26 protein-coding genes and 2 tRNA genes are annotated in these 21,309 nt (G+C 63.3%); 19 read left to right on the forward strand and 9 right to left on the reverse strand.

The features are described from left to right. Nucleotides 1–55 precede the first annotated feature (55 nt). Both M0R89_RS13150 and M0R89_RS13155 read left to right on the forward strand, forming a co-directional pair. Nucleotides 56–3,544, forward strand: a complete 3,489-nt coding sequence (locus M0R89_RS13150) for a PKD domain-containing protein (protein ID WP_248649543.1) — start codon at nucleotides 56–58, stop codon at nucleotides 3,542–3,544. Nucleotides 3,545–3,549: 5 nt separating this feature from the next. Beyond that, nucleotides 3,550–4,482 carry a hypothetical protein gene (locus tag M0R89_RS13155; RefSeq protein ID WP_248649544.1) on the forward strand — a complete coding sequence of 311 codons (933 nt, stop codon included), beginning with the start codon at nucleotides 3,550–3,552 and terminating at the stop codon, nucleotides 4,480–4,482. Between the two features lie 5 nt (nucleotides 4,483–4,487). On the opposite strand, the gene M0R89_RS13160 is transcribed toward M0R89_RS13155, so the two are convergent. Both M0R89_RS13160 and M0R89_RS13165 read right to left on the reverse strand, forming a co-directional pair. Further along, entirely contained in the window at nucleotides 4,488–4,697 is a 210-nt protein-coding gene (locus tag M0R89_RS13160; protein WP_248649545.1) for a DUF7976 family protein, read from the reverse strand. Nucleotides 4,698–4,700: 3 nt separating this feature from the next. Continuing rightward, complete coding sequence (locus tag M0R89_RS13165; protein ID WP_248649546.1) at nucleotides 4,701–5,735, reverse strand: Mrp/NBP35 family ATP-binding protein; 1,035 nt, start codon at nucleotides 5,733–5,735, stop codon at nucleotides 4,701–4,703. 130 nt (nucleotides 5,736–5,865) lie between these two features. Between M0R89_RS13165 and moaA the strand changes: the two genes are divergently transcribed. The 15 genes from moaA (at nucleotide 5,866) to rpsB (ending at nucleotide 13,731) form a co-directional block, all read left to right on the forward strand. Beyond that, the gene (gene moaA / locus M0R89_RS13170) at nucleotides 5,866–6,834 is read left to right on the forward strand and encodes a GTP 3',8-cyclase MoaA (RefSeq protein WP_248649547.1); all 969 of its coding nucleotides are present in this window, start codon (nucleotides 5,866–5,868) and stop codon (nucleotides 6,832–6,834) included. A 237-nt stretch (nucleotides 6,835–7,071) separates the two neighbouring features. Further along, nucleotides 7,072–7,398: a hypothetical protein gene (locus M0R89_RS13175; protein ID WP_248649548.1), complete on the forward strand. Its 327-nt coding sequence runs from the start codon at nucleotides 7,072–7,074 to the stop codon at nucleotides 7,396–7,398. 172 nt (nucleotides 7,399–7,570) lie between these two features. Then, nucleotides 7,571–7,655 (forward strand) — tRNA-Ser (locus M0R89_RS13180). An 18-nt stretch (nucleotides 7,656–7,673) separates the two neighbouring features. After that, the gene (locus M0R89_RS13185; protein ID WP_248649549.1) at nucleotides 7,674–8,192 is read left to right on the forward strand and encodes a 30S ribosomal protein S13; all 519 of its coding nucleotides are present in this window, start codon (nucleotides 7,674–7,676) and stop codon (nucleotides 8,190–8,192) included. Next, nucleotides 8,192–8,716, forward strand: coding sequence for a 30S ribosomal protein S4 (locus M0R89_RS13190; RefSeq protein WP_248649550.1), 525 nt, complete (start codon nucleotides 8,192–8,194; stop codon nucleotides 8,714–8,716). Before M0R89_RS13185 ends, M0R89_RS13190 begins: the two co-directional genes overlap by 1 nt. Beyond that, nucleotides 8,713–9,105 carry a 30S ribosomal protein S11 gene (locus M0R89_RS13195; RefSeq protein ID WP_115863724.1) on the forward strand — a complete coding sequence of 131 codons (393 nt, stop codon included), beginning with the start codon at nucleotides 8,713–8,715 and terminating at the stop codon, nucleotides 9,103–9,105. Before M0R89_RS13190 ends, M0R89_RS13195 begins: the two co-directional genes overlap by 4 nt. Nucleotides 9,106–9,108: 3 nt before the next feature. Beyond that, a complete protein-coding gene (locus tag M0R89_RS13200; protein ID WP_248649551.1) occupies nucleotides 9,109–9,858 on the forward strand; it encodes a DNA-directed RNA polymerase subunit D in 750 nt (249 codons plus the stop codon). Between the two features lie 161 nt (nucleotides 9,859–10,019). Then, nucleotides 10,020–10,104 (forward strand) — tRNA-Leu (locus M0R89_RS13205). 33 nt (nucleotides 10,105–10,137) lie between these two features. Then, on the forward strand, nucleotides 10,138–10,491 hold the full coding sequence (locus tag M0R89_RS13210; protein WP_248649552.1) for a 50S ribosomal protein L18e: 354 nt from the start codon (nucleotides 10,138–10,140) through the stop codon (nucleotides 10,489–10,491). Continuing rightward, entirely contained in the window at nucleotides 10,488–10,925 is a 438-nt protein-coding gene (locus M0R89_RS13215) for a 50S ribosomal protein L13 (protein ID WP_248649553.1), read from the forward strand. The genes M0R89_RS13210 and M0R89_RS13215 overlap by 4 nt, the downstream gene beginning before the upstream one ends. Continuing rightward, complete coding sequence (locus M0R89_RS13220; protein ID WP_248649554.1) at nucleotides 10,919–11,317, forward strand: 30S ribosomal protein S9; 399 nt, start codon at nucleotides 10,919–10,921, stop codon at nucleotides 11,315–11,317. Before M0R89_RS13215 ends, M0R89_RS13220 begins: the two co-directional genes overlap by 7 nt. 47 nt (nucleotides 11,318–11,364) lie before the next feature. Further along, a complete protein-coding gene (locus M0R89_RS13225) occupies nucleotides 11,365–11,565 on the forward strand; it encodes a DNA-directed RNA polymerase subunit N (RefSeq protein ID WP_163521271.1) in 201 nt (66 codons plus the stop codon). Next, on the forward strand, nucleotides 11,565–11,744 hold the full coding sequence (locus tag M0R89_RS13230; protein ID WP_128477864.1) for a DNA-directed RNA polymerase subunit K: 180 nt from the start codon (nucleotides 11,565–11,567) through the stop codon (nucleotides 11,742–11,744). Before M0R89_RS13225 ends, M0R89_RS13230 begins: the two co-directional genes overlap by 1 nt. Continuing rightward, nucleotides 11,741–12,952 (forward strand): phosphopyruvate hydratase, encoded by a 1,212-nt coding sequence (eno, locus tag M0R89_RS13235; RefSeq protein ID WP_248649555.1) that lies wholly within the window; start codon nucleotides 11,741–11,743, stop codon nucleotides 12,950–12,952. The genes M0R89_RS13230 and eno overlap by 4 nt, the downstream gene beginning before the upstream one ends. Continuing rightward, a complete protein-coding gene (gene rpsB, locus M0R89_RS13240) occupies nucleotides 12,949–13,731 on the forward strand; it encodes a 30S ribosomal protein S2 (RefSeq protein ID WP_248649556.1) in 783 nt (260 codons plus the stop codon). The genes eno and rpsB overlap by 4 nt, the downstream gene beginning before the upstream one ends. Nucleotides 13,732–13,830: 99 nt before the next feature. Here the strand turns inward: rpsB and meaB are convergent, their stop codons facing one another. From meaB to M0R89_RS13265, 5 genes are all read right to left on the reverse strand, one after another. Next, the gene (gene meaB, locus M0R89_RS13245) at nucleotides 13,831–14,898 is read right to left on the reverse strand and encodes a methylmalonyl Co-A mutase-associated GTPase MeaB (RefSeq protein ID WP_248649557.1); all 1,068 of its coding nucleotides are present in this window, start codon (nucleotides 14,896–14,898) and stop codon (nucleotides 13,831–13,833) included. Beyond that, nucleotides 14,895–15,311 carry a cobalamin B12-binding domain-containing protein gene (locus M0R89_RS13250; protein WP_248649558.1) on the reverse strand — a complete coding sequence of 139 codons (417 nt, stop codon included), beginning with the start codon at nucleotides 15,309–15,311 and terminating at the stop codon, nucleotides 14,895–14,897. The genes meaB and M0R89_RS13250 overlap by 4 nt, the downstream gene beginning before the upstream one ends. A gap of 244 nt (nucleotides 15,312–15,555) precedes the next feature. After that, a complete protein-coding gene (gene rpl12p / locus M0R89_RS13255) occupies nucleotides 15,556–15,900 on the reverse strand; it encodes a 50S ribosomal protein P1 (protein ID WP_248649559.1) in 345 nt (114 codons plus the stop codon). 24 nt (nucleotides 15,901–15,924) lie between these two features. Then, the gene (locus M0R89_RS13260) at nucleotides 15,925–16,962 is read right to left on the reverse strand and encodes a 50S ribosomal protein L10 (RefSeq protein WP_248649560.1); all 1,038 of its coding nucleotides are present in this window, start codon (nucleotides 16,960–16,962) and stop codon (nucleotides 15,925–15,927) included. A 1-nt stretch (nucleotide 16,963) separates the two neighbouring features. After that, nucleotides 16,964–17,602 (reverse strand): 50S ribosomal protein L1, encoded by a 639-nt coding sequence (locus M0R89_RS13265; RefSeq protein WP_248649561.1) that lies wholly within the window; start codon nucleotides 17,600–17,602, stop codon nucleotides 16,964–16,966. 244 nt (nucleotides 17,603–17,846) lie between these two features. On the opposite strand from M0R89_RS13265, the gene M0R89_RS13270 reads away from it, so the two are divergent. Beyond that, entirely contained in the window at nucleotides 17,847–18,587 is a 741-nt protein-coding gene (locus M0R89_RS13270; protein WP_248649562.1) for a hypothetical protein, read from the forward strand. 84 nt (nucleotides 18,588–18,671) lie between these two features. After that, complete coding sequence (locus M0R89_RS13275) at nucleotides 18,672–19,202, forward strand: SRPBCC family protein (protein ID WP_248649563.1); 531 nt, start codon at nucleotides 18,672–18,674, stop codon at nucleotides 19,200–19,202. Nucleotides 19,203–19,241: 39 nt separating this feature from the next. Here the strand turns inward: M0R89_RS13275 and M0R89_RS13280 are convergent, their stop codons facing one another. Beyond that, nucleotides 19,242–19,808, reverse strand: a complete 567-nt coding sequence (locus tag M0R89_RS13280; protein WP_248649564.1) for a plastocyanin/azurin family copper-binding protein — start codon at nucleotides 19,806–19,808, stop codon at nucleotides 19,242–19,244. 191 nt (nucleotides 19,809–19,999) lie between these two features. Then, nucleotides 20,000–21,040 (reverse strand): M42 family metallopeptidase, encoded by a 1,041-nt coding sequence (locus M0R89_RS13285; protein WP_248649565.1) that lies wholly within the window; start codon nucleotides 21,038–21,040, stop codon nucleotides 20,000–20,002. Nucleotides 21,041–21,309: the final 269 nt, after the last annotated feature.

The following is a 21,309-nucleotide window of genomic DNA, read 5'->3' on the forward strand; positions in this document are numbered from 1 at the left end:
TCTAACTAAAACTAAACACATAAGTTTATAAGAAAAATAGGGGCAAACCAATCGTATGTCGAAGCCGACGTTGATCGCCGTCGCCGTCTTTCTCGTCGTGACGACCACTGCTGCCGGAACGATTCCAACGGACGATGCCGCGTCCGTCACGGACGCCACCCCGGCGAACGACGCCGCGACTCCGAACGAAGCACCGCTCGCAGACGCCGGTCTCGACCAAGACGTAACGAGAGGTGCGACCGTTCTCCTCGACGCCACGGGGTCGCGCGACTCCGACGGTCGCATCGAACGCTACGAGTGGTCGATTCGGACACCGAACGGCGACACGGTTGCGCCGGACTGCGCCGACTGTGCCCGAACTCGGTTCACACCGACCGAGACCGGTCGCTATCAGGTCACGATAACCGTCACTGACGACGACGGCGCGACGCGTTCGGACACGCTCTACGTCGACGTGTCACCCGGGTCGGGCCCCGGCGTCTCGGTCTCCGGACCGACGCGGCCGACCGAGGGTTCTACGGCGACCTACACCGCGAACCTCACGGTGGGGGCCGCTGCGCTCGACTATGTCGTCTGGAAGGTCGACGGTACTCGAATCGCCAACCACTCGCTCTCGGCCGAGCAGACGACCGACGCCGTGACGAAACACTTCCCCACTGCCGAGAATCGCGACGTTACTGCGACGGTCTACGACGCCGACGGACTCACGAACGCGAGTTCCCTCACCGTAGCGGTCCAGTCTGATTCGGATTCACCGTCCGAATCGCCGGAATCGAGTACGTCGACCGCCGATGGAAAGTCTCCTCGAATAGCGGGTGACAAGGTCGTGACTGGGTCGAAACCGCTCCGCGGCCGGTACGACGTTCGACTGGACGCTCCGACTACTGCCGTCGCCGCGGTAGAATGGCGAAGCACCGCCGGGAAAATCTCCGAGGGACGGTCACTGACCCGGACGTGGGAACCCGGCGACCACGAACTCTACGCCGTCGTGACTTACGCCGATGGCTCGTCGAACGTCGCCACGTTCGCCGACGGGACGACGACTGTCACGGCCGACCCTCGCCCGAACGTGTCGTTCGAATCGCTCGACCGACACGGTTTGATTTCGGGTGCGGTCCGTGGAGTCGACGAGTACGAGAATCTGAACGGACTCCGCGTCGAAGTGGACGGCGAGACCGTTGCAGTGGCCGGGGGCACCGTACGCGGTCGGTATCGTCACGATTTCGGCCGCCAGCGGACTATGCGCTTCTCCGACGCCGAGTTCACGCCCGGTGAACCATACACGGTGACCGTCGTTGCCACCGACGAACGGGGCCAGACCGTCCGGGCGAGTCGCGAAATCGTTCCGGTCGAGAAACCCGAAATCGTCCGGTCAGAGTTCGTCAACGGGCCGGTGGATTCGTATCACGAACGCCTTGATCCTACTCGATATGCGGCACATCACGTCTTGGAAATTGATTTGAACGGTGTAGACCCTGAAAAGGTGGATATCCAAATTCAGTCAAGGAATGATCTTGCCAAAAGAACCGACACTAATGGACTTAGCCGAGTAGAAGAAGGAGGCAAGGAGCACTTAGTACTGCATAGTTTCTGGTTTGGAGAATCACCAGGCCAGTACAGCACAACTGCGTACGTTAACTACTCAAATACATATGCCCATTGGGAAAGTAAAAGCGTGTCAAATTTCCGAGTTACACCTAGTAAACCAGAACTTCGACTGAATGTCGTCAACGACGGCACAAAGGAGTATATCACCCGAGAACACGGTATCCTAGTAAATGCGTCCGGTTCGTTCGACCCAGACGGTACGGATCTCAAATATATCTGGAAATACGGGGCAGAACCCACGAAACCCGACAATTCCACGGCGAAGTTTCGGTCTTACGAGCGAGCGGCGAGTATCGTCGAAGACGGCTACGACCTGCGAGCGAAGCGGAACTTCGACTTCTTGAACTACTTCGTTCCGGGCATTTCCAACACGAGTGTTCTGAGCGAAGAACCGTACTCTGACGAGGAAACGGTTCGGGTCCAAGTAGAAACGGAACCGTATCACTTCGCAAAAGAGACGTACTATCAGGACTTCTCGTTGGGGATCTCGGTGTCGAATCCCGCTGCGAGCGTCGTCGAGCGAGAGAAGGTCGAAGCCGAGCGAAGCGGCCATTCAGACGCGACCGAAGACGCATATCGATACGTCTGGACTATCGAACTCCCCACCGAATCGCTCGCCTCGACTACACCGTCTCAAACCGTGACGATTTACAACCGAGAGAACGCTCGGAAGAAGACCGAAGCGGAGCTACCGCAAATTCTCGTTTCGGGAAGCAGTAGTAAGTACTGGACTGACGTCACTGTACAAAATCTCTCCTATTTGGTCGAGAAGCCTCGCGTAAGAAACGTGACGGTCAACGAGAAGGAGACTCGGGACGAGTATCTCAAGCATGGATACGAAGTTCGGCGGACGACCGGAACCACGAAATACATCCTCGAAAAGAAGGTTAAGACGCAGGACGCGAAGTACGGAACCGAAACCAAGCGCTTCGCCAGTCGGCGCCTCCGGAAGATGTTTCTACAAACGTCGAATGCGTGGTACGCCTCCGGACGTCACGAGACGCAGCGAACCAAGGTCGAACGGTTCTCCCAGTGGCACCCGTCCTCGGAAATAGAATTCAAGAAGAAGTGGCACGATTCGAGCCTCTGGAACGGTGAGCGGACCGGTGACACCCGCAGAATAAAAGTCGAATCTGCCGAGTACCGGACGCAGCGCAAGTACCGCTACGAAAACGAGATAGAGAAAACGAAGACGATTCCGGTACGACGGAGCAAAACTCGATGGGTAACGAAAACCGCTACACGGACGGTGGAGCGTTGTAGTCTCAGGTTCGGTTGCGAAGAGGTGACCCAGAAGTACACTTACAGGACGAAGGAAACGTACACCTACAGAACGACGAAGACTTACACGTACACGATCACGAAGACGGAAACGTACTGGGCGACTTCGAGGCACCAGTCGGACCACGCGTTTACCGGAAAGAAGAGACGAGTAAAAATCTCGGATGCGGTCTACGAAACTCGCTTCGAGGTTGAGTACAAGACTCAACGCACGGAGACCGTGACGAAGTACGAGGCGATACGCGACAAGAAAGTCCAGGATGCGGTCTACGAGTGGCGGGCAAAATCGGAGACGACGGACTACGTACTCGCGAGAAAGCAAGTGTCCCGAAACGGCTGGCGGATGAGGGAGGCACAGGCCACTACGTGGGTTCTCGGCAGAGACGATGGCACGACGAAGTTCTGGACGCCGATATACGAAGCCGAAAGCGACGTCGTCAAAACCAAAGCTACCATCACCGGGACGCTCACGACCCGATCCTACGATTCCAGGGTTGGCCGTGTCACGGAGGAGAGCGAACTCAAATCAGATACCTTCACGTACGAAGGGGCAAAAAGCAGACAATATATAATAGGAAAAATAGATAGGGGCGAGGAGAGACTCAATTGGTGTCGAGTGAAAGTCGCATGCTCGAAGTCTAACGGAGGGATCTAACGGACATGACGAACAAAAAATTCTACGTTACCGTCGGAACGCTGTTCGTGGTCTGCGCGTTGTTGTCCACGGGAGTAGTCGCCGCTGGAGTACTGCAAGACGAGAGTTCGAACGAGAAGGTCGAAGCGACCGGAGGGACTACGTACACAGTCGCTTTCAACGGGGAGGAGTCGGCTCTCAAAGTTACTGCTAAAAACCCGACTAAAGAGAAAATCCGACTTGCAGGATATGTAGTCACTGTCGATGGACGACAAGTTCATGAGAAGAATCTCAATCTTTCCGTGGGCGAAGAACGAACGAAACGAATCAATATTACGGACGGCATAAACGTCAACCAGGATAGCCACACCGTAACCTTCTCCACCTACGGCGGTCACACCGAGTTCAACTTCACTCGCGAAATAGATTCAGCCGACTCCGGAAAGATTCCAACACCGTACATTGCGGACGTAGAAGTCATTGAGGGCACCATCAACGGTGAACCGTCCGCAGTCGCCGAGGTGACGCTCGCGAATCCTTCGGAACAACTCTACAGCACGAAGCTCATGGTCCACACGGTCGGGACCGACGGGAGTCTCTACCCCGCTTCGGTCCGTCCGGGCGACACCCGAACGATCACCGTGGAGTTGCTGGACGACCGCGGTGCCAAGATAGCTGGCGAGGCGCGACTCTACACCGGTAACCTGACGACAGCAGAAGGCGGTATCGACCAAGTAGAGTTTGCCGGTCGTGCCGGAGCCCAGACTCGAGTCTGGAACGCCTCGTACGAGTCCGTGCGGCCGACGTGGATGCAGAACAACTACGAGTATCACAACGACAGCTACGCCCCCGGTCTCGCGACGAAGCTCAGCGGCGGGCACGAAGTGGCTGGAATCCCGGTCGCATATCTCTGTGCCGGGGTTCTGCTCGGACTGTTTGCGTTTCGGAAATTCCGTTAAACGGCCTACGACTCCTTCGTACGGATGATTTCGCGCATGTTCAGGTAGATATCCCGCGGCGTGGTCTCCTCGTCGGGGTCGTAGATGTCGCTGATACGGTAGAGAATCGCGGCGACCATCTTGCTCTCGGAACTCTCGGCGCGGATGTCGTCGGCAATCGCTCGGAGCGTCTCGACGCGCTGAGCGTCACTTCCATCTGGGCCGTCGTCGGACATGGGTCAGCGTTGTTGGCGTCGCTTGATAATTCCGACGTTGTTGGCGACGTTCTCCGTCAAGACGCGGAAGGCGTCGCCCGTGTCGCTGTCTTCGTCCAGTACGATGGGTTTACCCTCGTCGCCGCCGGTCCGGACCGAGGGGTCGATGGGAATCGACCCGAGGAACGGCATGTCGTTCGTCTCGGCGAACTTCGCGCCGCCGCCCCGGCCGAAGATGTCGTGTTCACCGCCGCAGTCGGGACACTTGAACGTGGACATGTTCTCGGCGATGCCGAGGACCGGCGTGTCGTGCTTCCCGAACATCCGCAGACCCTTGCGGGCGTCGTCGATAGCGACCTCCTGGGGCGTCGTGACGATGACCGCACCCGTGACCGGCACGCTCTGGAGGAGCGTGAGCTGAGCGTCACCGGTTCCCGGCGGCAGGTCCACGACCATGTAGTCGAGGTGGCCCCACTCGACGTCCTCCCAGAGTTGCGTGAGGACCTTGTGGACCATCGGACCGCGCCAGATGACGGGGTCATCCTCGCCGACGAGGAAGGCCATGCTCATGAGTTTCACGCCGAACTGCTCGGGCGGAATCATGGTCTCGTCTTCGGTCGCTCTCGGGACCTCTTCTGCGTCGACCATCCGGGGGACGTTCGGGCCGTACACGTCGGCGTCGAACAGGCCGACGCGCGCACCCATCTGTGCGAGGCCCGCCGCGATGTTGACCGCGACGGTGGATTTGCCGACGCCGCCCTTACCGGACGCCACCGCGATGATGTTCTTGACGTTCGGCAGGACTTGCTCGTCGGCGGAGATGTCGTCGTCCACGCGGGCCGAGAGTTCGGCGTCGAGACCGCGGTCCCCGAGGACCTCTCGAACCCGGTTGGCGATTTGGGTCTCGTTTGGCGAGTAAGGGGCACCCAACGCCAGCGAGACGGTCGCTGTGTCGCCGTCGACCGACACGTCGTTGACGAGACCGAGCGAGACGATGTCGTCGCCGAGGTCCGGGTCCTCGACTTCCCGGAGCAAGTCGCGTACCTCTGATGCGTCCATAGCCGTGGGTACGGTCCGAAGCGGCGATAAGCCTTGTCAACTTTCGAGTCCGAAACCGTAACCGGATTCGGTTACTCTCGCGGGGTATTCGACAGCGATTTTAAGGACTCGCGCGCGAAAGGTCCGAACTATGTTGGAGGACGATTTCGGGCGCGAGGTCTCCGGGGTTCGGGTCTCGCTCACCGACCGGTGTAACTTCGACTGCGTCTACTGCCACAACGAGGGGTTGGGCGACACGCGCGGTCCCATGGACCCACAGGACGACGAGATGAGCGCCGACGACGTGGTCCGGTTCCTGGAAGTTGCCCGTGAGTTCGGCGTCGAGAAGGTGAAGTTCACGGGCGGCGAACCGATGCTCCGGCAGGACTTGGAGGACATCATCCGACGAACGCCCGACGAGATGGAGGTCTCGTTGACGACCAACGGGACTTTCCTCCCCGGTCGCGCGCCGGACCTCGTTGCGGCCGGACTGGAGCGCGTGAACGTCTCGCAGGACGCGCTCGACCCCGAGGCGTTCGCGGAAGTCACTCAGAGCGGGGCTTACGACAAGGTCATCGAGGGCGTTCACGCCGCGCTCGACGCCGGACTCGACCCCGTCAAACTGAACATGGTCGTGTTCGAGCACACGGCGGGCTACGTCGAGGAGATGGTCGAACACGTCGCCGAGAACGACGGACTTCAGCTTCAACTCATCCAGTACATGCCGGAACTCACCGGCAAGCCCGAGTGGAACATCGACATCCAGCGCGTCCACGACTGGTTGGCGGACATCGCCGACGAGGTCGAGACCCGCGAGATGCACCATCGGAACCGCTACTGGGTGGACGGCGGGATGGTCGAAATCGTCGACCCGGTGGAGAATCCGCAGTTCTGCGCGAACTGCCACCGCGTACGCGTCACGCACGAAGGATTCCTTAAGGGGTGTCTCAATCGGAACGACGACCTCCGTTCGATGGGCGAGATGACTCGCGGCGAGATTCGGGAGACGTTCCGCGAAACCGTCGAGAATCGGGTCCCCTACTACGGCGAGTACATGGTTCGAGGCGACGACGGCGAGTGGGAGATAAACGACGAGTACGTCAACAACGTCGAAGTCTGATTCCGGGTTTCGCGCTCGAATCGTCCTCTCCGGAGTTTCCGGCGTTCGTGGCGGAGTGGCTCCTATCCCTGTTCCTCGCAATGGCAGTACGAAGTTGTCGGAAGTTGCACCGTTACCGATTGCCGACGTAATCGTCGTGCGACGGCCACGCAGCACTACTGGCCTCACCGCCACCGTCGCCGACCCGCATCGTTACCGGCCCGTACGCTTAACCGTGATTCCGATGAACCCCGAGACATGAGCGAGACCGAACTGGTCGAACGACTGGGCGCGGCCGACGTAGGCGACCACGTGAGCGTGGACCTCGCGGACGGCACCAGTTTCGAAGGAGTGGCGAGTCCCATCGACTACGTTCCCGAGGAGTCGCTCCGGGTCGAAGTCCGGCCCGAGGGCGGGACCACCGAGCGGTACGAACTCCGTGCCGACTACGACGGGGAGTGGAATGCGATGTCGGTCCGTCACACCGACGCCGCCGACGGCGATTCCGGATGGGAGACCCTCGGGGCGGTCGAACGCATCGAGGTTCGCGGCGACGAAGACGAGTGGGAGTGGGGTCACTCGTAGCCAAGTACGGCCGGTCTCCCGTCGTCGGAATCCCGGCCCGTCGGGGAGTGAGAAGGCGCGACGAAGGGGCAGCGTTTCGTTGTATTTATATATGGTCGCCCAGTACGTTGAGTTGCAAACCTGTAGGGGCGCCGGGTCCCGAGTCCGAGAGGGCGACAGTGAATGCAAGCGTGTCGAGGTAGCCTAGTCTGGCCCACGGCGCAGGGTTGCTAACTCTGTGGCGTCAAGCCTCGAGGGTTCGAATCCCTCCCTCGACGCTTTCCAGTATCCAAACCATGAGTACGGAAGAACCACAGGAGGAAGACGAGGACCTCCGCTATTTCGTCCGCATCGGGCAAACCGACCTCGATGGGACGAAGTCCGTCGAACGATCCCTCAGCGAACTGAACGGGATCGGTCGCCGAGCGGCGCGAATCATCGCCGACAAATCCGGCGTAGACCGCACGGCGACGTTCGGACGCCTCGAAGACGACGAAATCGATAGCGTCGTCGAGGCCGTCGAGAACTTCGCCGACGAGGTCCCTGAATGGCTCGCAAACCACCGCAACGAGTACTTCTCCGGGGAGACGACCCACCAGACGGGCAACGACCTGAACATGACCCGTCGCCAGGACATCAACCGGATGAAGATGATCGACTCGTACAAGGGCGTCCGCCACAAGCGTGGCCAGAAGGTCCGCGGACAGCGAACCCGTTCGACGGGGCGTACCGAGGGCACCATCGGCGTCAACGTCGAGGAGATCAAAGAAGAGCAGGCCGCGGAAGAGGCCGCAGACGAGGGTGGTGAAGAATAATGGCGCTCGGACAGAACACCAAGTTCTACGAGACGCCGAACCACCCGTATCAGGGCGAGCGTATCTCCGAGGAGCGCAGCCTCCTCGACCGCTACGGCCTGCAGAAGAAAGAGGAACTCTGGCGCGCCCAGTCCAAACTTCGCGGCTACCGCCGCGAGGCCCGGAACATCCTCGCGCAGCGAGCGCAGGGCGACACCGAGGCTGTGGAAGGCGAGGAGTTCGTCACTCACCTCCAGCGAATCGGCGTCCTCGACGAGGGCGACGAGTTGGACGACGTCCTGCTGCTGGACGTGACCGACGTGCTGGAGCGCCGTCTCCAGACGGTCGCCTACCGCAAGGGTCTGGGCAACACGCCGAATCAGGCTCGACAGTTCGTCGTCCACGGACACGTCACCGTGGACGGCCAGCGCGTGCAGGCTCCCTCGTACAAGGTCGAAGTGGCCGAGGAGTCCACTGTCGAGTTCGAGGAGAACAGTCCGCTGGCGGACGAACTCCACCCCGAACGAGCGGAGGGTAACGAATGAGCGCAAACGACGACGACAAATGGGGCGTAGCCCACGTTCACGCATCGTTCAACAACACCATCATCACGGTCACTGACCTGACCGGCGCGGAGACCATCGCGAAGAGTAGCGGTGGGACCGTCGTCAAGCAGAACCGCGACGAGTCCTCGCCCTACGCCGCGATGCAGATGGCCGAGACGGTCGCCGAGGAGGTCAAGGCGGCGGGCATCGACGGCGTTCACGTCAACGTCCGCGGCCCCGGCGGCAATCTCCAGCAGAACCCCGGACCGGGCGCGCAGGCGACTATCCGCGCGCTCGCTCGTGCCGGACTCGAAATCGGTCGCATCGAAGACGTGACCCCCATCCCGCACGACGGCACCCGCGCCCCCAAGGGCAAGAGTGGATTCTAACCCATGACAGAAGACTACGAGGTTGAGTTCATCGAACGCGGGGACCGCCAAGCGCGGTTCCTCGTTCGAGGCGTGACCCCGGCGTTCGCAAACGGGATTCGCCGGGCCATCATCGCGGACGTGCCGACCCTCTCTATCGACACCGTCCGGATGGTCGAGAACTCGTCGGTGATGTTCGACGAGCAGATCGGCCTGCGACTCGGTCTCGTCCCCCTCACCACGCCGCTCGGCGAGTTCGAGGAGGGCGACACCGTCACTCTCAGCCTCGACGTATCGGGTCCGGGGACCGCCTACTCGGGCGACCTCGTGAGTTCCGACGGGATGGTCCAACCGGCCGACGACAACGTCCCCATCATCGACCTGAAGGACGACCAACGCCTCGAACTCGAGGCCGACGCCGTCCTCTCGACGGGGAAGGATCACGCCAAACATCAGGGCGGCGTGGCCGTCGGCTACCGACACCTCCAGCGCGTGGAGGTCGTCGGCGACCGCGACGAGTACGACGAGGAGGAAGAGACCCGAATCCTCCGCGGCGTCATCGAAGACGACGGCGAACTCGTCCCCACCGAGGAGTTCGACCACGACCTCACGAACCGGTATCCCGGCAAGGAGATCGAGGTCCACGACGTGGACAACGCGTTCGTGTTCCACGTCGAGACCGACGGGTCGCTGTCCATCGACGACATCGTGACGGAAGCGGCCGCTACCATCAGCGACCGCGCCGACGAACTCGAACAGGCTGTACAACTATAGAACCATGCAGGGCACTTCAGACCACATTTCGGCGTTCGCACGTCCCGCCCGCCAGCGGAATCGCTATCGGGCGCGGCGATTCGGAAGTCAGACCGAAAGTGGTTTGAAGGGCCACCCACAACACACTGTTGCCCGCGACGGGCTGCACGTGTGTTCTACGTGCAGGGATAGCCAAGTCAGGCCAACGGCGCAGCGTTCAGGGCGCTGTCTCGTAGGAGTCCGCAGGTTCAAATCCTGCTCCCTGCACTGCAATTTTCATTCCCACCAGGAGGAAGTATTATGAGCAAGACGAATCCGAGGCTCACCAGTCTCATCGCTGATCTGAAGTCGGAGTCCCGCGACTCGGACGCCGACGTATGGAGTACTGTCGCGGACCGCCTCGAGAAGCCCCGGAGCACCTACGCGGAAGTCAACCTCGGTCGCATCGAGCGATACGCCGAGGAAGACGAGACCGTCGTCGTGCCCGGCAAGGTTCTCGGGAGCGGAGTCCTGCAGAAGACCGTTACCGTCGCCGCCGTGGACTTCTCGTCCACCGCGGAGACGAAGATTCAGCAAGCCGACGGTGAGGCTCTCGAACTCGAACAGGTAATCGAACAGAACCCCGACGGCTCGAACGTGCGGGTGATCCGATGAGTCTCGCAGAATTCGACGCAGACGTAGTGGTCGACGCGCGCGACTGCATCCTCGGTCGCGTGGCGAGCCAAGTCGCACAGCGCGCTCTCGACGGCGAACGCGTCGCGGTGGTCAACGCCGAGGACGCGGTCATCACCGGGAGCGAAGACGACGTGATGGCGACCTACGAGAAGCGCGCCGAACTGGGTTCGGACAGCGGTCCGTACTACCCCAAGCGACCCGACATGATCTTCAAGCGGACCATCCGCGGGATGGTCCCGTACAAGGAGGACCGCGGTCGGGAAGCCTTCGAGAACGTCCGCGTCTACGTCGGCAATCCGCACGACGAGGACGGGGAAGTTCTCGACGGGACCTCGCTGGACCGGCTATCGAACATTCGCTTCGTCCAGTTGGGCGAAATCAGCGCAAATCTGGGTGCTAACGTCACATGGTAACCAACACGAGTGGCAAGAAGAAGACGGCCATCGCCCGCGCCACCGTCAGGGACGGCGAGGGGCGAGTGCGAATCAACTCCCAGCCCGTCGAGCTGGTCGAACCGGAGACGGCGCAGCTGAAGATGCTGGAACCGTTCCGCATCGCCGGCGACGAGGCCCGCGACGACGTGGACGTCGAAGTCTCCGTGCAGGGCGGCGGCATCAGCGGACAGGCCGACGCGGTCCGGACCGCCATCGCGCGCGGTCTGGTCCAGTACACCAACGACGCAGAGCTCCGGGACGCGTTCATCGAGTTCGACCGGTCGCTGCTGGTCAACGACTCGCGGCGCTCCGAGCCCAAGAAGTGGGGCGGCCCCGGCGCTCGCGCCCGCTACCAGAAATCTTACCGTTAATCACTATGACAGGAAACCCGCGGTTCCGAACGGAGGCACGATAATCCATGATGGTACCAGTCCGCTGTTTCACCTGCGGCATGGTCGTCGGGGAGTACTGGGAAGAGTTCAAGGCACGGTCGGCGACGAAGGAGGGCGACGAGGACCCGGAGAAGGTCCTCGACGAACTCGGCGTCGAACGACAGTGCTGTCGCCGGATGCTCGTCTCGCACAAGGACCTCGTCGACATCGTCGCTCCCTACCAGTAATGGCTCAGCAACGCTACTCTCGCTACGAGAAGGCTCGCATCATCGGGGCACGCGCCCTGCAGGTGTCTTACGGCGCCCCCGTGCTGACCGACACCGAGGAGACCGAGCCGATTCTCATCGCGGCCGACGAGTACGACGCCGGTGTCCTACCGTTCACGGTGCGACGAGGTGAGAAATGACGCTCGTCAGTGAGGTTCGGCTTCGGCAGGTTCTCGACTCCCGAGGCAATCGGACGGTCGAGGCCGACGTCGTCACCGAGAGCGGTGGCTTCGGCCGCGCGGCGGCCCCGAGCGGGGCTTCGACCGGCGAGTACGAAGCCATCGAACTCGACCCGAGCGAGGCCATCGCGTCGGCCCGCGAACACGCCGTCCCCCGGTTGGAGGGCAAGGTCTTCGTCGGCGACCAGCGCGACGTGGACCGCACGCTTCGCGCGGCCGACGGCACGGACGACTTCTCGGAGATCGGTGCGAACAGCGCGGTCGCCATCAGCATGGCCGCCTCGAAGGCGGCCGCCGACGTGACCGGCGCACCGCTCTACCAGCACCTCGGCGGCGCGTTCCGCGGCGAGGAGTTCCCGACGCCGCTCGGTAACGTCATCGGCGGCGGCGAACACGCCGCGGACGCGACCGCGATTCAGGAGTTCCTCTCCGCGCCCGTCGGCGCGCCGAACGTCCAAGACGCGGTGTTCGCCAACGCCGCGGTCCACCAGGAGGTCCACGACCTGCTGGCCGAACGCGACATCGCCGCCGGAAAGGGCGACGAGGGCGCGTGGGCACCGTCCATCGAGGACGACGAGGCGTTCGAGTTGATGGCCGAGGCCACCGACTCGGTCGCCGACGAGGTCGGCTTCGACATCAAGTTCGGACTCGACGTGGCCGGTGCGGAGATGTACGACGAGGACGACGACGAGTACGTCTACCGCGAGACGACCCGCTCGACCGACGAGCAGATCGAGTACATCGCCGACCTCGTCGACGAGTACGACCTCGCCTACGTGGAGGACCCCCTCGACGAGGACGACTACGCCGGTTTCGCGGAGTTGACCCAGAAGGTCGGCGACCGGACGCTCGTCTGCGGCGACGACCTGTTCGTCACCAACGTCGAGCGACTCCAGACGGGCATCGAGCGGGGCGCTGGCAACAGCATCCTCGTCAAGCCCAACCAGATCGGTACGCTCTCGGACGCGTTCGACGCCGTCGAACTCGCGGTCGAGAACGGCTACCGGCCGGTCATCTCCCACCGGAGCGGAGAGACCGAGGACACGACCATCGCACACCTCGCCGTGGCGACCGGTGCTCCGTACATCAAGACGGGCGCGGTCGGCGGCGAGCGAACTGCCAAGCTCAACGAACTCATTCGTATCGAGCAAAACGTATCACGACTATGAGCGAAAACGACCCCGAACAGGTAGACGAGGAAGGCCTCGACGCCGCGGAATCGGAGATCGCCACCGAACCCGAGGGCGAATCCGGTGCGGAACCGTCGGTCGACCCCGACGAGGACGTTGCGGCCGAGGCTGACGACGAAGAAACGACCGAAGACGAGGGACCGAACCTCGACGAGAACGTCATGGAGAACCAGGAGGAGGCCGACCTCCTCATCCCCGTCGAGGACTACCTCGGCGCTGGCGTTCACATCGGTACCCAGCAGAAGACCCAGGACATGGAGCGGTTCATCCACCGCGTCCGGACCGACGGACTGTACGTCCTCGACGTCTCGAAGACCGACGGCCGCATCCGAACGGCCGCGGACTTCCTCGCCAACTACAGTCCCGAGCAGATTCTGGTCACGTCCTCGCGCCAGTACGGCCGCTTCCCCGCCGAGAAGTTCGCGGACGCGGTCGGCGCGCGCGCCCGGACCGGCCGATTCATCCCCGGCACGCTGACCAACCCCAAGTACGACGGCTACATCGAACCCGACGTGCTGGTCGTGACCGACCCCATCGGTGACGCGCAGGCCGTCAAGGAGGCCATCACGGTGGGCATCCCGGTCATCGCGATGTGCGACTCCAACAACAACACCAGCAACGTGGACCTCGTGGTCCCGACGAACAACAAGGGCCGCAAGGCGCTGTCGGTCGTCTACTGGCTACTCGCCAACGAGACGCTCGACCGCCGCGGTGCCGAACCCGCCTACTCGCTCGACGACTTCGAGAGCGAGATTTAACTTCGCCGAGTTTCGGCGTTTCCGCGTTCCAGACGCTTTTTCTACGGGAGTTCGGTCGAGAGCGGTGGCGCTGTTCGCCGAGAGAACGGCGGAGAACGGCTACTGGTCTACGCAGTCTTCGAGCGGCCCGATAATCTCGTCGGCGACCGAGTAGGGGTCGGTCTCGCGTTCGAGCACCTGTTGGGCGAACGCCTCGATGCCGCCCCGGCGCTCGATTTCGGTCTCCAGCAGCGTACCCACGTCGTCCCGGAGCAGGTTGCGAATCTCCTCCGCGTAGCGCATCCGGGCCTTCTCTTCGAGCAGGCCAGAGGCTTCGAGGTAGTCGGCGTGGTCGGCGAGCGTCTGAACCAGTTCCTCGACGCCCTCGCCGTCCTTGGCGACCGTCTCCACGATTTGGGGCTCCCAGTGTTCGGTCTCCTCGCCTTCGTCATGGTCGTCGGACTCGCCGTCTTCCCCGTGGCCGCCGGTCGAACCCGCGCCGTGGTGGCCCGTGGCGAGACTGGCGGTGTTGTCCTGTTGCATGTGGACCATCTCCCGGAGTTCCTGCACGGTGCGGTCCGCGCCGTCGAGGTCGGCCTTGTTGACGACGAACACGTCGGCGATTTCGAGGATGCCCGCCTTCAGCATCTGGACGTCGTCGCCGCTCCCCGGCGGGACCAGCACCGCGACGGTGTCCGCGGACTTCACGATGTCTATCTCGTTCTGGCCGGCGCCGACCGTCTCGATGAGTATCTTGTCCTTGCCGAACGCGTCGAGGGCCTTGACGGCGTCGGTGGTGGCGGTCGAGAGGCCGCCGAGCGTGCCCCGGGCCGACATCGACCGGAAGAACACGTCCATGTCGCCGACGTTGCTCGCCATCCGGATGCGGTCGCCCAGTACGGCGCCGCCCGTGAACGGCGAGGAGGGGTCGACGGCGATGACGCCGACCGTCTCGCCGCGCTCGCGGTAGTAGTTCGCCATCTTGTCCACGAGCGTCGACTTGCCGGCGCCGGGGCTCCCCGTGATACCGACGACCTCGGCGTCGCCGGTGTGCTGGTGGAGTTGCGAGACCAGGTTCCGGTAGCCCGGTGCGCGGTTCTCGATTTTGGTGATGACGCGGGCGAGCGCCCGGTGTTTGCCCGCCAGCAGGTCCTCGACCAGTTCGGCGTGGTCGGGTTCGCCGCTCATCGCTCGGGAGCGTTCTCGCGGACGAACTCGATGGTCTCTTCCATCGGGGTGCCGGGGCCGAACACCTCGGCGACGCCCAGTTCCTTGAGTTCCGCCTTGTCGTCGTCGGGCACGACACCGCCGACGAGAATCAGCGTGTCCTCGAAGGCGTCGTACTCTTTCAGTCCGTCGATAATCTTGGGAACGAGGGTGTTGTGGGCGCCCGAGAGGATGGAGATGCCGAGGACGTTCACGTCCTCTTGGACCGCGGCCTGCACGATTTCGTCGGGCGCGTTGTGGAGGCCGGAGTAGATGACCTCGAACCCGGCGTCGCGGAACGCCCGCGCGATGACGTGTGCGCCGCGGTCGTGACCGTCGAGTCCGACCTTGGCGACGAGACAGCGAATCGACTGCTGTTCCTGGTCTGCGCTCATACCCGTCAATTCTTGCCGTCAGACTTTGACCCTTACGGAAACTTCACTGAAAGTTCATTTGGGTTCGTGAAATCGAAATTGTGGAACGGCGCCGACGGTCGCTCGCCCGACACTCCGCGCCGGCTTTCGTGCGTCGCGACTCCTCGGCGTCGCTCGCGAGTGCGTCGCCGACTCTCCGACCGACGGCAGACACCCGTGGCTACCCGGTAGCGCGCGAAAGAAAAATCGAGTGTCGGAGTCGAGTTTACCCGAAGAGTTCGCCGAGACCCTCGCCGCTGGCCTCGTCGTCCTCGTCGTCGTCGCCTTCGTCTTCGTCGGCCGCTTCCTCTTCGGCCTCGTCCTCGTCGGCGCCCTCGTCCTCGGCACCGCCCTCTGCGGCAGCGCCGCCCGCTGCGGCACCGCCAGCGGGCACGGCCGCGGCCTGCTCGACGGCCTCGTCGATGTCGACGTCCTCGAGCGCGGCGACGAGCGCCTTGACGCGGGACTCCTCGACGTCGACGCCCGCGGCCTCGAGCACGTTGGTGAGGTTCTCTTCGTTGATCTCTTCGCCCGATTCGTTCAGGATGAGTGCGGAGTAAACGTATTCCATTGTTAGTAGTTGTGTGGTAGTTAGTTATCCGAACATCGCGCCGAGCGCGTCGCCGCCGTCGTCGCCGTCGTCGTCCTCCTCGTCGTCTTCGGCGTCGGCGTCCTCGGCCTCGGTGTCGGATTCGGTTTCTTCGTCGGTCGATTCCTCGTCGGCGCCGCCCGCGGCGGGAGCTTCGACGTCGGAGAGCTCCTCGGGGAGCGCCTCCTCGTCGTCGATCTGCGCAGCGAGCGCACGAACCTGTCCGTCCGCCTTGCTCACGAGGTCCGGCACGACGTCCGGGCTCTCGATTTCGGCCTGGAGACCGAGGCTCTTGGCCTCGCCCTCGGCCTTCTGGACGAGCGTCGGCGCGGTCTGGGCGGTCGGGTAGACCGCGTTGACCGAGAGGTTCCGGGCGCGGGCCGCGGCGGCCTCGATGTCCGCGCGGTACTCCTCGACGTCGATGGCCAGTTCGTCGGCCTCGAACAGGACGCCGTCGGAGAAGACGCCGCGAAGGTCCAGTCCCACTTCCTTCGGCTCCATGCCGAGTTCCGCGAGGACGTTGGCCACGTCTTCGGACACCTCGTCGCCTTCCTCGGCGACGACGCTGTCCTCGGTGACGTGGATGGACCCTTCCATGATGCGGGCCGCGGCACCGATGCTCTGGAGTTCGCCCACGAACGGACCGGGGTCGACGCCCGTGTCACCCTCGGGGATGACGATTTCGTTGGGCGCGACCTCGCCCGCGCCGATGGGGGCGGGACTCTTCGAGGCTTCGAGCTGCTGGAACAGCCCGAACGGGTTGTCGTTCGTGCCGATGAGCCCGACTTCGCCGGAGATGTACTGCTTCAGCTCCTCGACGCCCTCGTCGACTTCGTCGAGGGCGCGTTCGAGCAGCGTGTTCCGGCTGATGCGCAGTTCCGCGCTCCCGTGGAGGTTGCGCCGCATCGTCTGTAGCTGGCGCGACGGGATGCCCGTCACGTTGACGATGCCGACGCTACTGTACCCTTCGATGAGGTCGACGATGTCGTCGACCTCCTCTTTCTTCCACTGGGGGATGGTCTCGGTCTTGCGTTCGGCCGACATGTTAGGCCACCTCCACGGACGGTCCCATCGTCGTCTTGACGTAGACGTTGTCGATGTTGAGCGGACCCTTCTCGAGGTTCGAGTGGAGTCGGCGGAGAATCACGTCGATGTTGTCGGCGATCTCCTCCGCGTCCATGTCCTCCGCGCCGACGCGGGTGTGGAAGGTCCGGCGGTCGCCGCTCCGAAGCTGGACCGTGTTCTTCATCCGACTGACGACTTCGACCACGTCGTCGTCGGGCTGAAGCGGTTCCGGCATCTTCCCTCGGGGACCGAGGATGGTACCGAGGTACCGACCGATGTCTTGCATCATCGCCGCTTCGGCGATGAAGAAGTCGGTCTCGTCGGCGAGGTCCTTCGCATCGTCGTCGTCGTCGCCGAGGTCTTCGAGGTCGTCGCCATCGAAGACTTCGTCGGCAACGTCTTCGGCGCGGAGGGCGGTCTCGCCCTCTGCGAACACGACGATCTTCGTCTCCTGTCCGGTGCCGGACGGAAGGACGATACTTTCGTCTACGCGGTTCGACGGTTCGTTCAAATCGAGATCGCGCAAGTTAATCGCGAGGTCCACCGTTTCGCGGAAGTTCCGCTCGGGTGCATCCTCGAGTGCGCGAGAGACTGCTTGCTCTATCTCCTGATCTGCCATTGTTCACCTCCGTAGTACGCAGGACGCTCCTACGGGTCAGTGAAACAGGTTACTGTCTGTGGTCGCCGTTATCGCGGGTCGCCAATACGGCGAATCCGCGACCGAACGACAGTAGACAGTAGACGCCTGTCTCATCCGAATCGAGGGCCATGCGAAACTTAAACCCGTCGAAGCAGTACCGGGCGGGCCTCACCACCCCTGAGAGGGCCGTAATCAGTTACTTCGGCCGCCACGAACCTCCGCCGTGGCCGAACCAGTCTCGATTCCGGTCCTCGTGGCGGTAATCGCCGTCGGACTCGCGGGCGTCCACCTCGCCGCGGGCCGTCTCCACCTCCGGTCGATTTCCCGAAGCGTCTGGCTCTCCGGCGCGGGGGGCGTCTCCGTGGCCTACGTGTTCGTCCACGTCCTCCCCGAGTTGGAGGAGCGCCAGCACGCCTTCGGCGGCGTCGTCGGCTTCCTCGAACACCACGTCTACCTCCTCGCGCTGGCCGGGTTCACGGCGTTCTACGGTCTCGAACAGGTCGCCCGTCGGTCGAGCGACCGACGCGACCGCGAAGTCGCGGGAGCCGAGACGACTACGTCCGCGGGCGTGTTCTGGCTCCACGTCGGGTCGTTCGCGGCGTACAACGCGCTCGTCGGCTACCTGCTCGTCCACCGCGAGGAGAGCGGACTGGCGAGCCTCGGATTCTTCGCGGTCGCCATGGCGCTCCACTTCGCGGTCAACGACTACGGACTCCGGGACCACCACCGCGAGGCGTACGACCGCGTCGGCCGGTACCTGCTCGCGGGCGGCGTCCTCGCGGGAACCGCCGTCGGCTGGACGACCACGGTCGGGGCCGCGCTGGTGTCCGGGCTGTTCGGGTTCTTGGCCGGCGGAATCGTCCTCAACGTCGTCAAGGAGGAATTGCCCGAGGAGCGCCAGAGCAACGTCTGGGCGTTCGGCGTCGGGTCGGCGGTCTACGCGGCCCTGTTGCTGTTCGTCTGAGCGACCGGTAGACGCTCGTCGGCGTCGCACTCGGATGTCGGCCAGCCGGAAGTTTTACGCTGTGTTCGTCCGAAACTCGATACCGTGGACAGCGTCGAACTCAGCACCGTCGTCTACGTGCCGCCCGAGGAGGCCTACGACTTTCTCGTCGATTTTCAGGGGTACGCGAACTACTCGAAGTACCTCGAACGCGTCGAGCGCAACGGCGACGGCGGTCCCGGGACGGAGTACGACATTCATCTCCAGTGGTGGAAACTCGACTACGTCGTGCGGTCGGAGGTGACGGAGTTCGACCGCCCGGAGCGAATCGGCTGGCGCATCACTAAAGACCTACGCGCGCACGGGGAGTGGCGGGTCGAACCCGAACCCGACGCCGCGCCACCGGACCGCGACTCCGCCTCGCGGGTTCGGCTCGTCATCGAGTTCGACGCCGACTCGGCGAGTTCCGACATGCTAGACCTGCCCCGACTCGTCTCGCTCGACAGAGTCATCGGCAAGGTCAAACCGCTCGTCCTGAAGGAGGCCGAGCGCGTCGTCGAGCGAATCGTGGCGGACCTCGAAGGCCAGCACCGCGAGGTCGAGTTGACGCTCCACGAGTCGCCCGACACGGTGTAGCCGGTCCGAAAAATCGAAGCGGAAGCAGCGAACGTCTCGTTACTCGGCCTGTCCGTAGTCGCCGCCGTACTTCATGAAGAAGTAGGCGAGGCCGAGCGTGAACACCAGCGCCGCCGTCGTGGCGACGCCGAGCGTCTTCGCGCTGCTCGGGATGGCGGGACCGCCGCCGCCCGTCGAGGCGCCGCCCTCTTGGACGGTGACGGTGCCGACCATCCCGGCGGTCTCGTGAGGCTGACAGTAGTACTCGTACGTTCCGGTCGTCTCGAACGTGTGGGAGTACTCGTGGCCCGTGTTGTACGTCTTGCTCGGGGCGCCGTCGGTGCCCTGCCAGTTGGCACCTTCGGGCTGGCTCGACGGGACGACGTTGTGGTTGTCCGACTCCCAGACCCACTTCACCGTCGTTCCGGGGGCGATCGTAACCTCGGCGGGCTCGAACACGAGGCTCCCGCCGGGACCGACGATGACTTCCTTCGTCCCGCCGCCGCCGGAACTCGTCTCCTGACTCTCGGCCGCGGCGGTTCCCGCCGCGCCCGCGGCCGCCGCGGTACTCGTGGCGGCCCGCATGAATCCGCGCCGCGTGACCGACTCGCTTCCTTCCGTACTCATACTCTGGGCTAGCGGTGGCGGGTACTCTATACTTTCGATACGACCCCACCTTTTTCGTCGTCGGATGTCTTCGCTCGCTGCGGCCACCGCTCCTCGAAGAATGTGAATCAAAAAGGCCGCTCGTTCGATTCGCTCCCGCTCGCGGTGAAACTATCGGTCGGCGAAACGGACGGGAAAGCCGCGGAAAGTCGTTACAGACTGTAGTCGTGGTCGCCCGTCTCGGTGTCGAGGAAGGCGGTCAGCAGGTCGATGGTCGCCTCCACGTCGGCGTGGTGGACGCTCTCGGTGACCGTGTGGAGGTAGCGCGTCGGAATCGAAATCGCGCCGACGGGCTTCGCTCCGTGGGTGTTCTGGAACCCGGAGGTGTCCGTGGCCCCGGAGGGGAGCACCTCCAACTGGTGGTCGATGCCCCGGTCCTCGGCGACCGAGCGCATCCGGCGGTGGACCTTCGGGGTCGTGACGACGCTGGAGTCTTTGAGCTTTATCGCCGCGCCGTCGCCGAGTTCCGTGACGTACTCGCTCTCCTTCGAGACCGCGGGGATGTCGTTGGCGACGGTCACGTCGAGCGCGACTGCGAGGTCGGGGTCGAGGTCCACGCCGAGCGCGGGCGCGCCGCGGACGCCCAGTTCCTCCTGAACCGTCGCGCAGAAGTGAATCGTCACGTCGGGGTCCTCGATTCGCTTCGCAGCTTCGAGCATGGCGAACAGACAGACCCGGTCGTCCAGCGCCTTGCCGGTCACGTTGTCGCCGATTCGCTCGGTGGTCTGTTCCATGCTCACGAGGTCACCGACCGAGACGCGGGCCTCTACCTCCTCGGCGGGTAGTCCGAGGTCGATGGTCACGTCGTCCACCGAGAACTCCCCGTCGTCGTCCTTGACGTGGGTCGGAATCGACCCGATGACGCCCGTCAGGTCCTCCTCCTCGGCGTGGACCGTCACGCGCTGGGCGCGGAGGACCTCGGGGTCCCACCCGCCGAGCGTGTCGATTCGGAGGAAACCGTCGTCGGTGACGTGTTTGACCATGAAGCCGATTTCGTCCATGTGCGCTGCGACCGCGACCGAGTAGTCGCTGTCGCCCTCCACGGTGCCGACCACGTTGCCCATCGCGTCGGTCCGAACCGAGTCGGCCACGCCCTCGAACTCCCGGCGGACGAGGTCACGAATCCGGTCCTCGTAGCCGGGGACGCCGCTGGTCTCGGTGAGTTCGCACAGAAGGTCGAAGTCGAAGTCCATATCGAACACTGGTCGCCCGCCCGATTTAAACCCGACTATCGCCTCGCCGGCGAGCGTAGCCGCGAGAGCCTCGTTCACGGACCATGAAAATCGTTCACAAGGAAGGGCGAAACTCTGTAACGGAACCGCTACGCCTCACCCTTCACGGCGTCCGCACCGATTGACTCCTCGGTTGGGTGCGAGTACCGATTCGTCGCCGACCCCTTCGCGGGCGTTCGGTTCTCCGCCGAACCGGCAGACGACATATAACAAAGACCGACCCGGTGGAA

Origin of the sequence: Halorussus limi (assembly GCF_023238205.1) — an archaeon.
Lineage (GTDB): Archaea > Halobacteriota > Halobacteria > Halobacteriales > Haladaptataceae > Halorussus > Halorussus limi.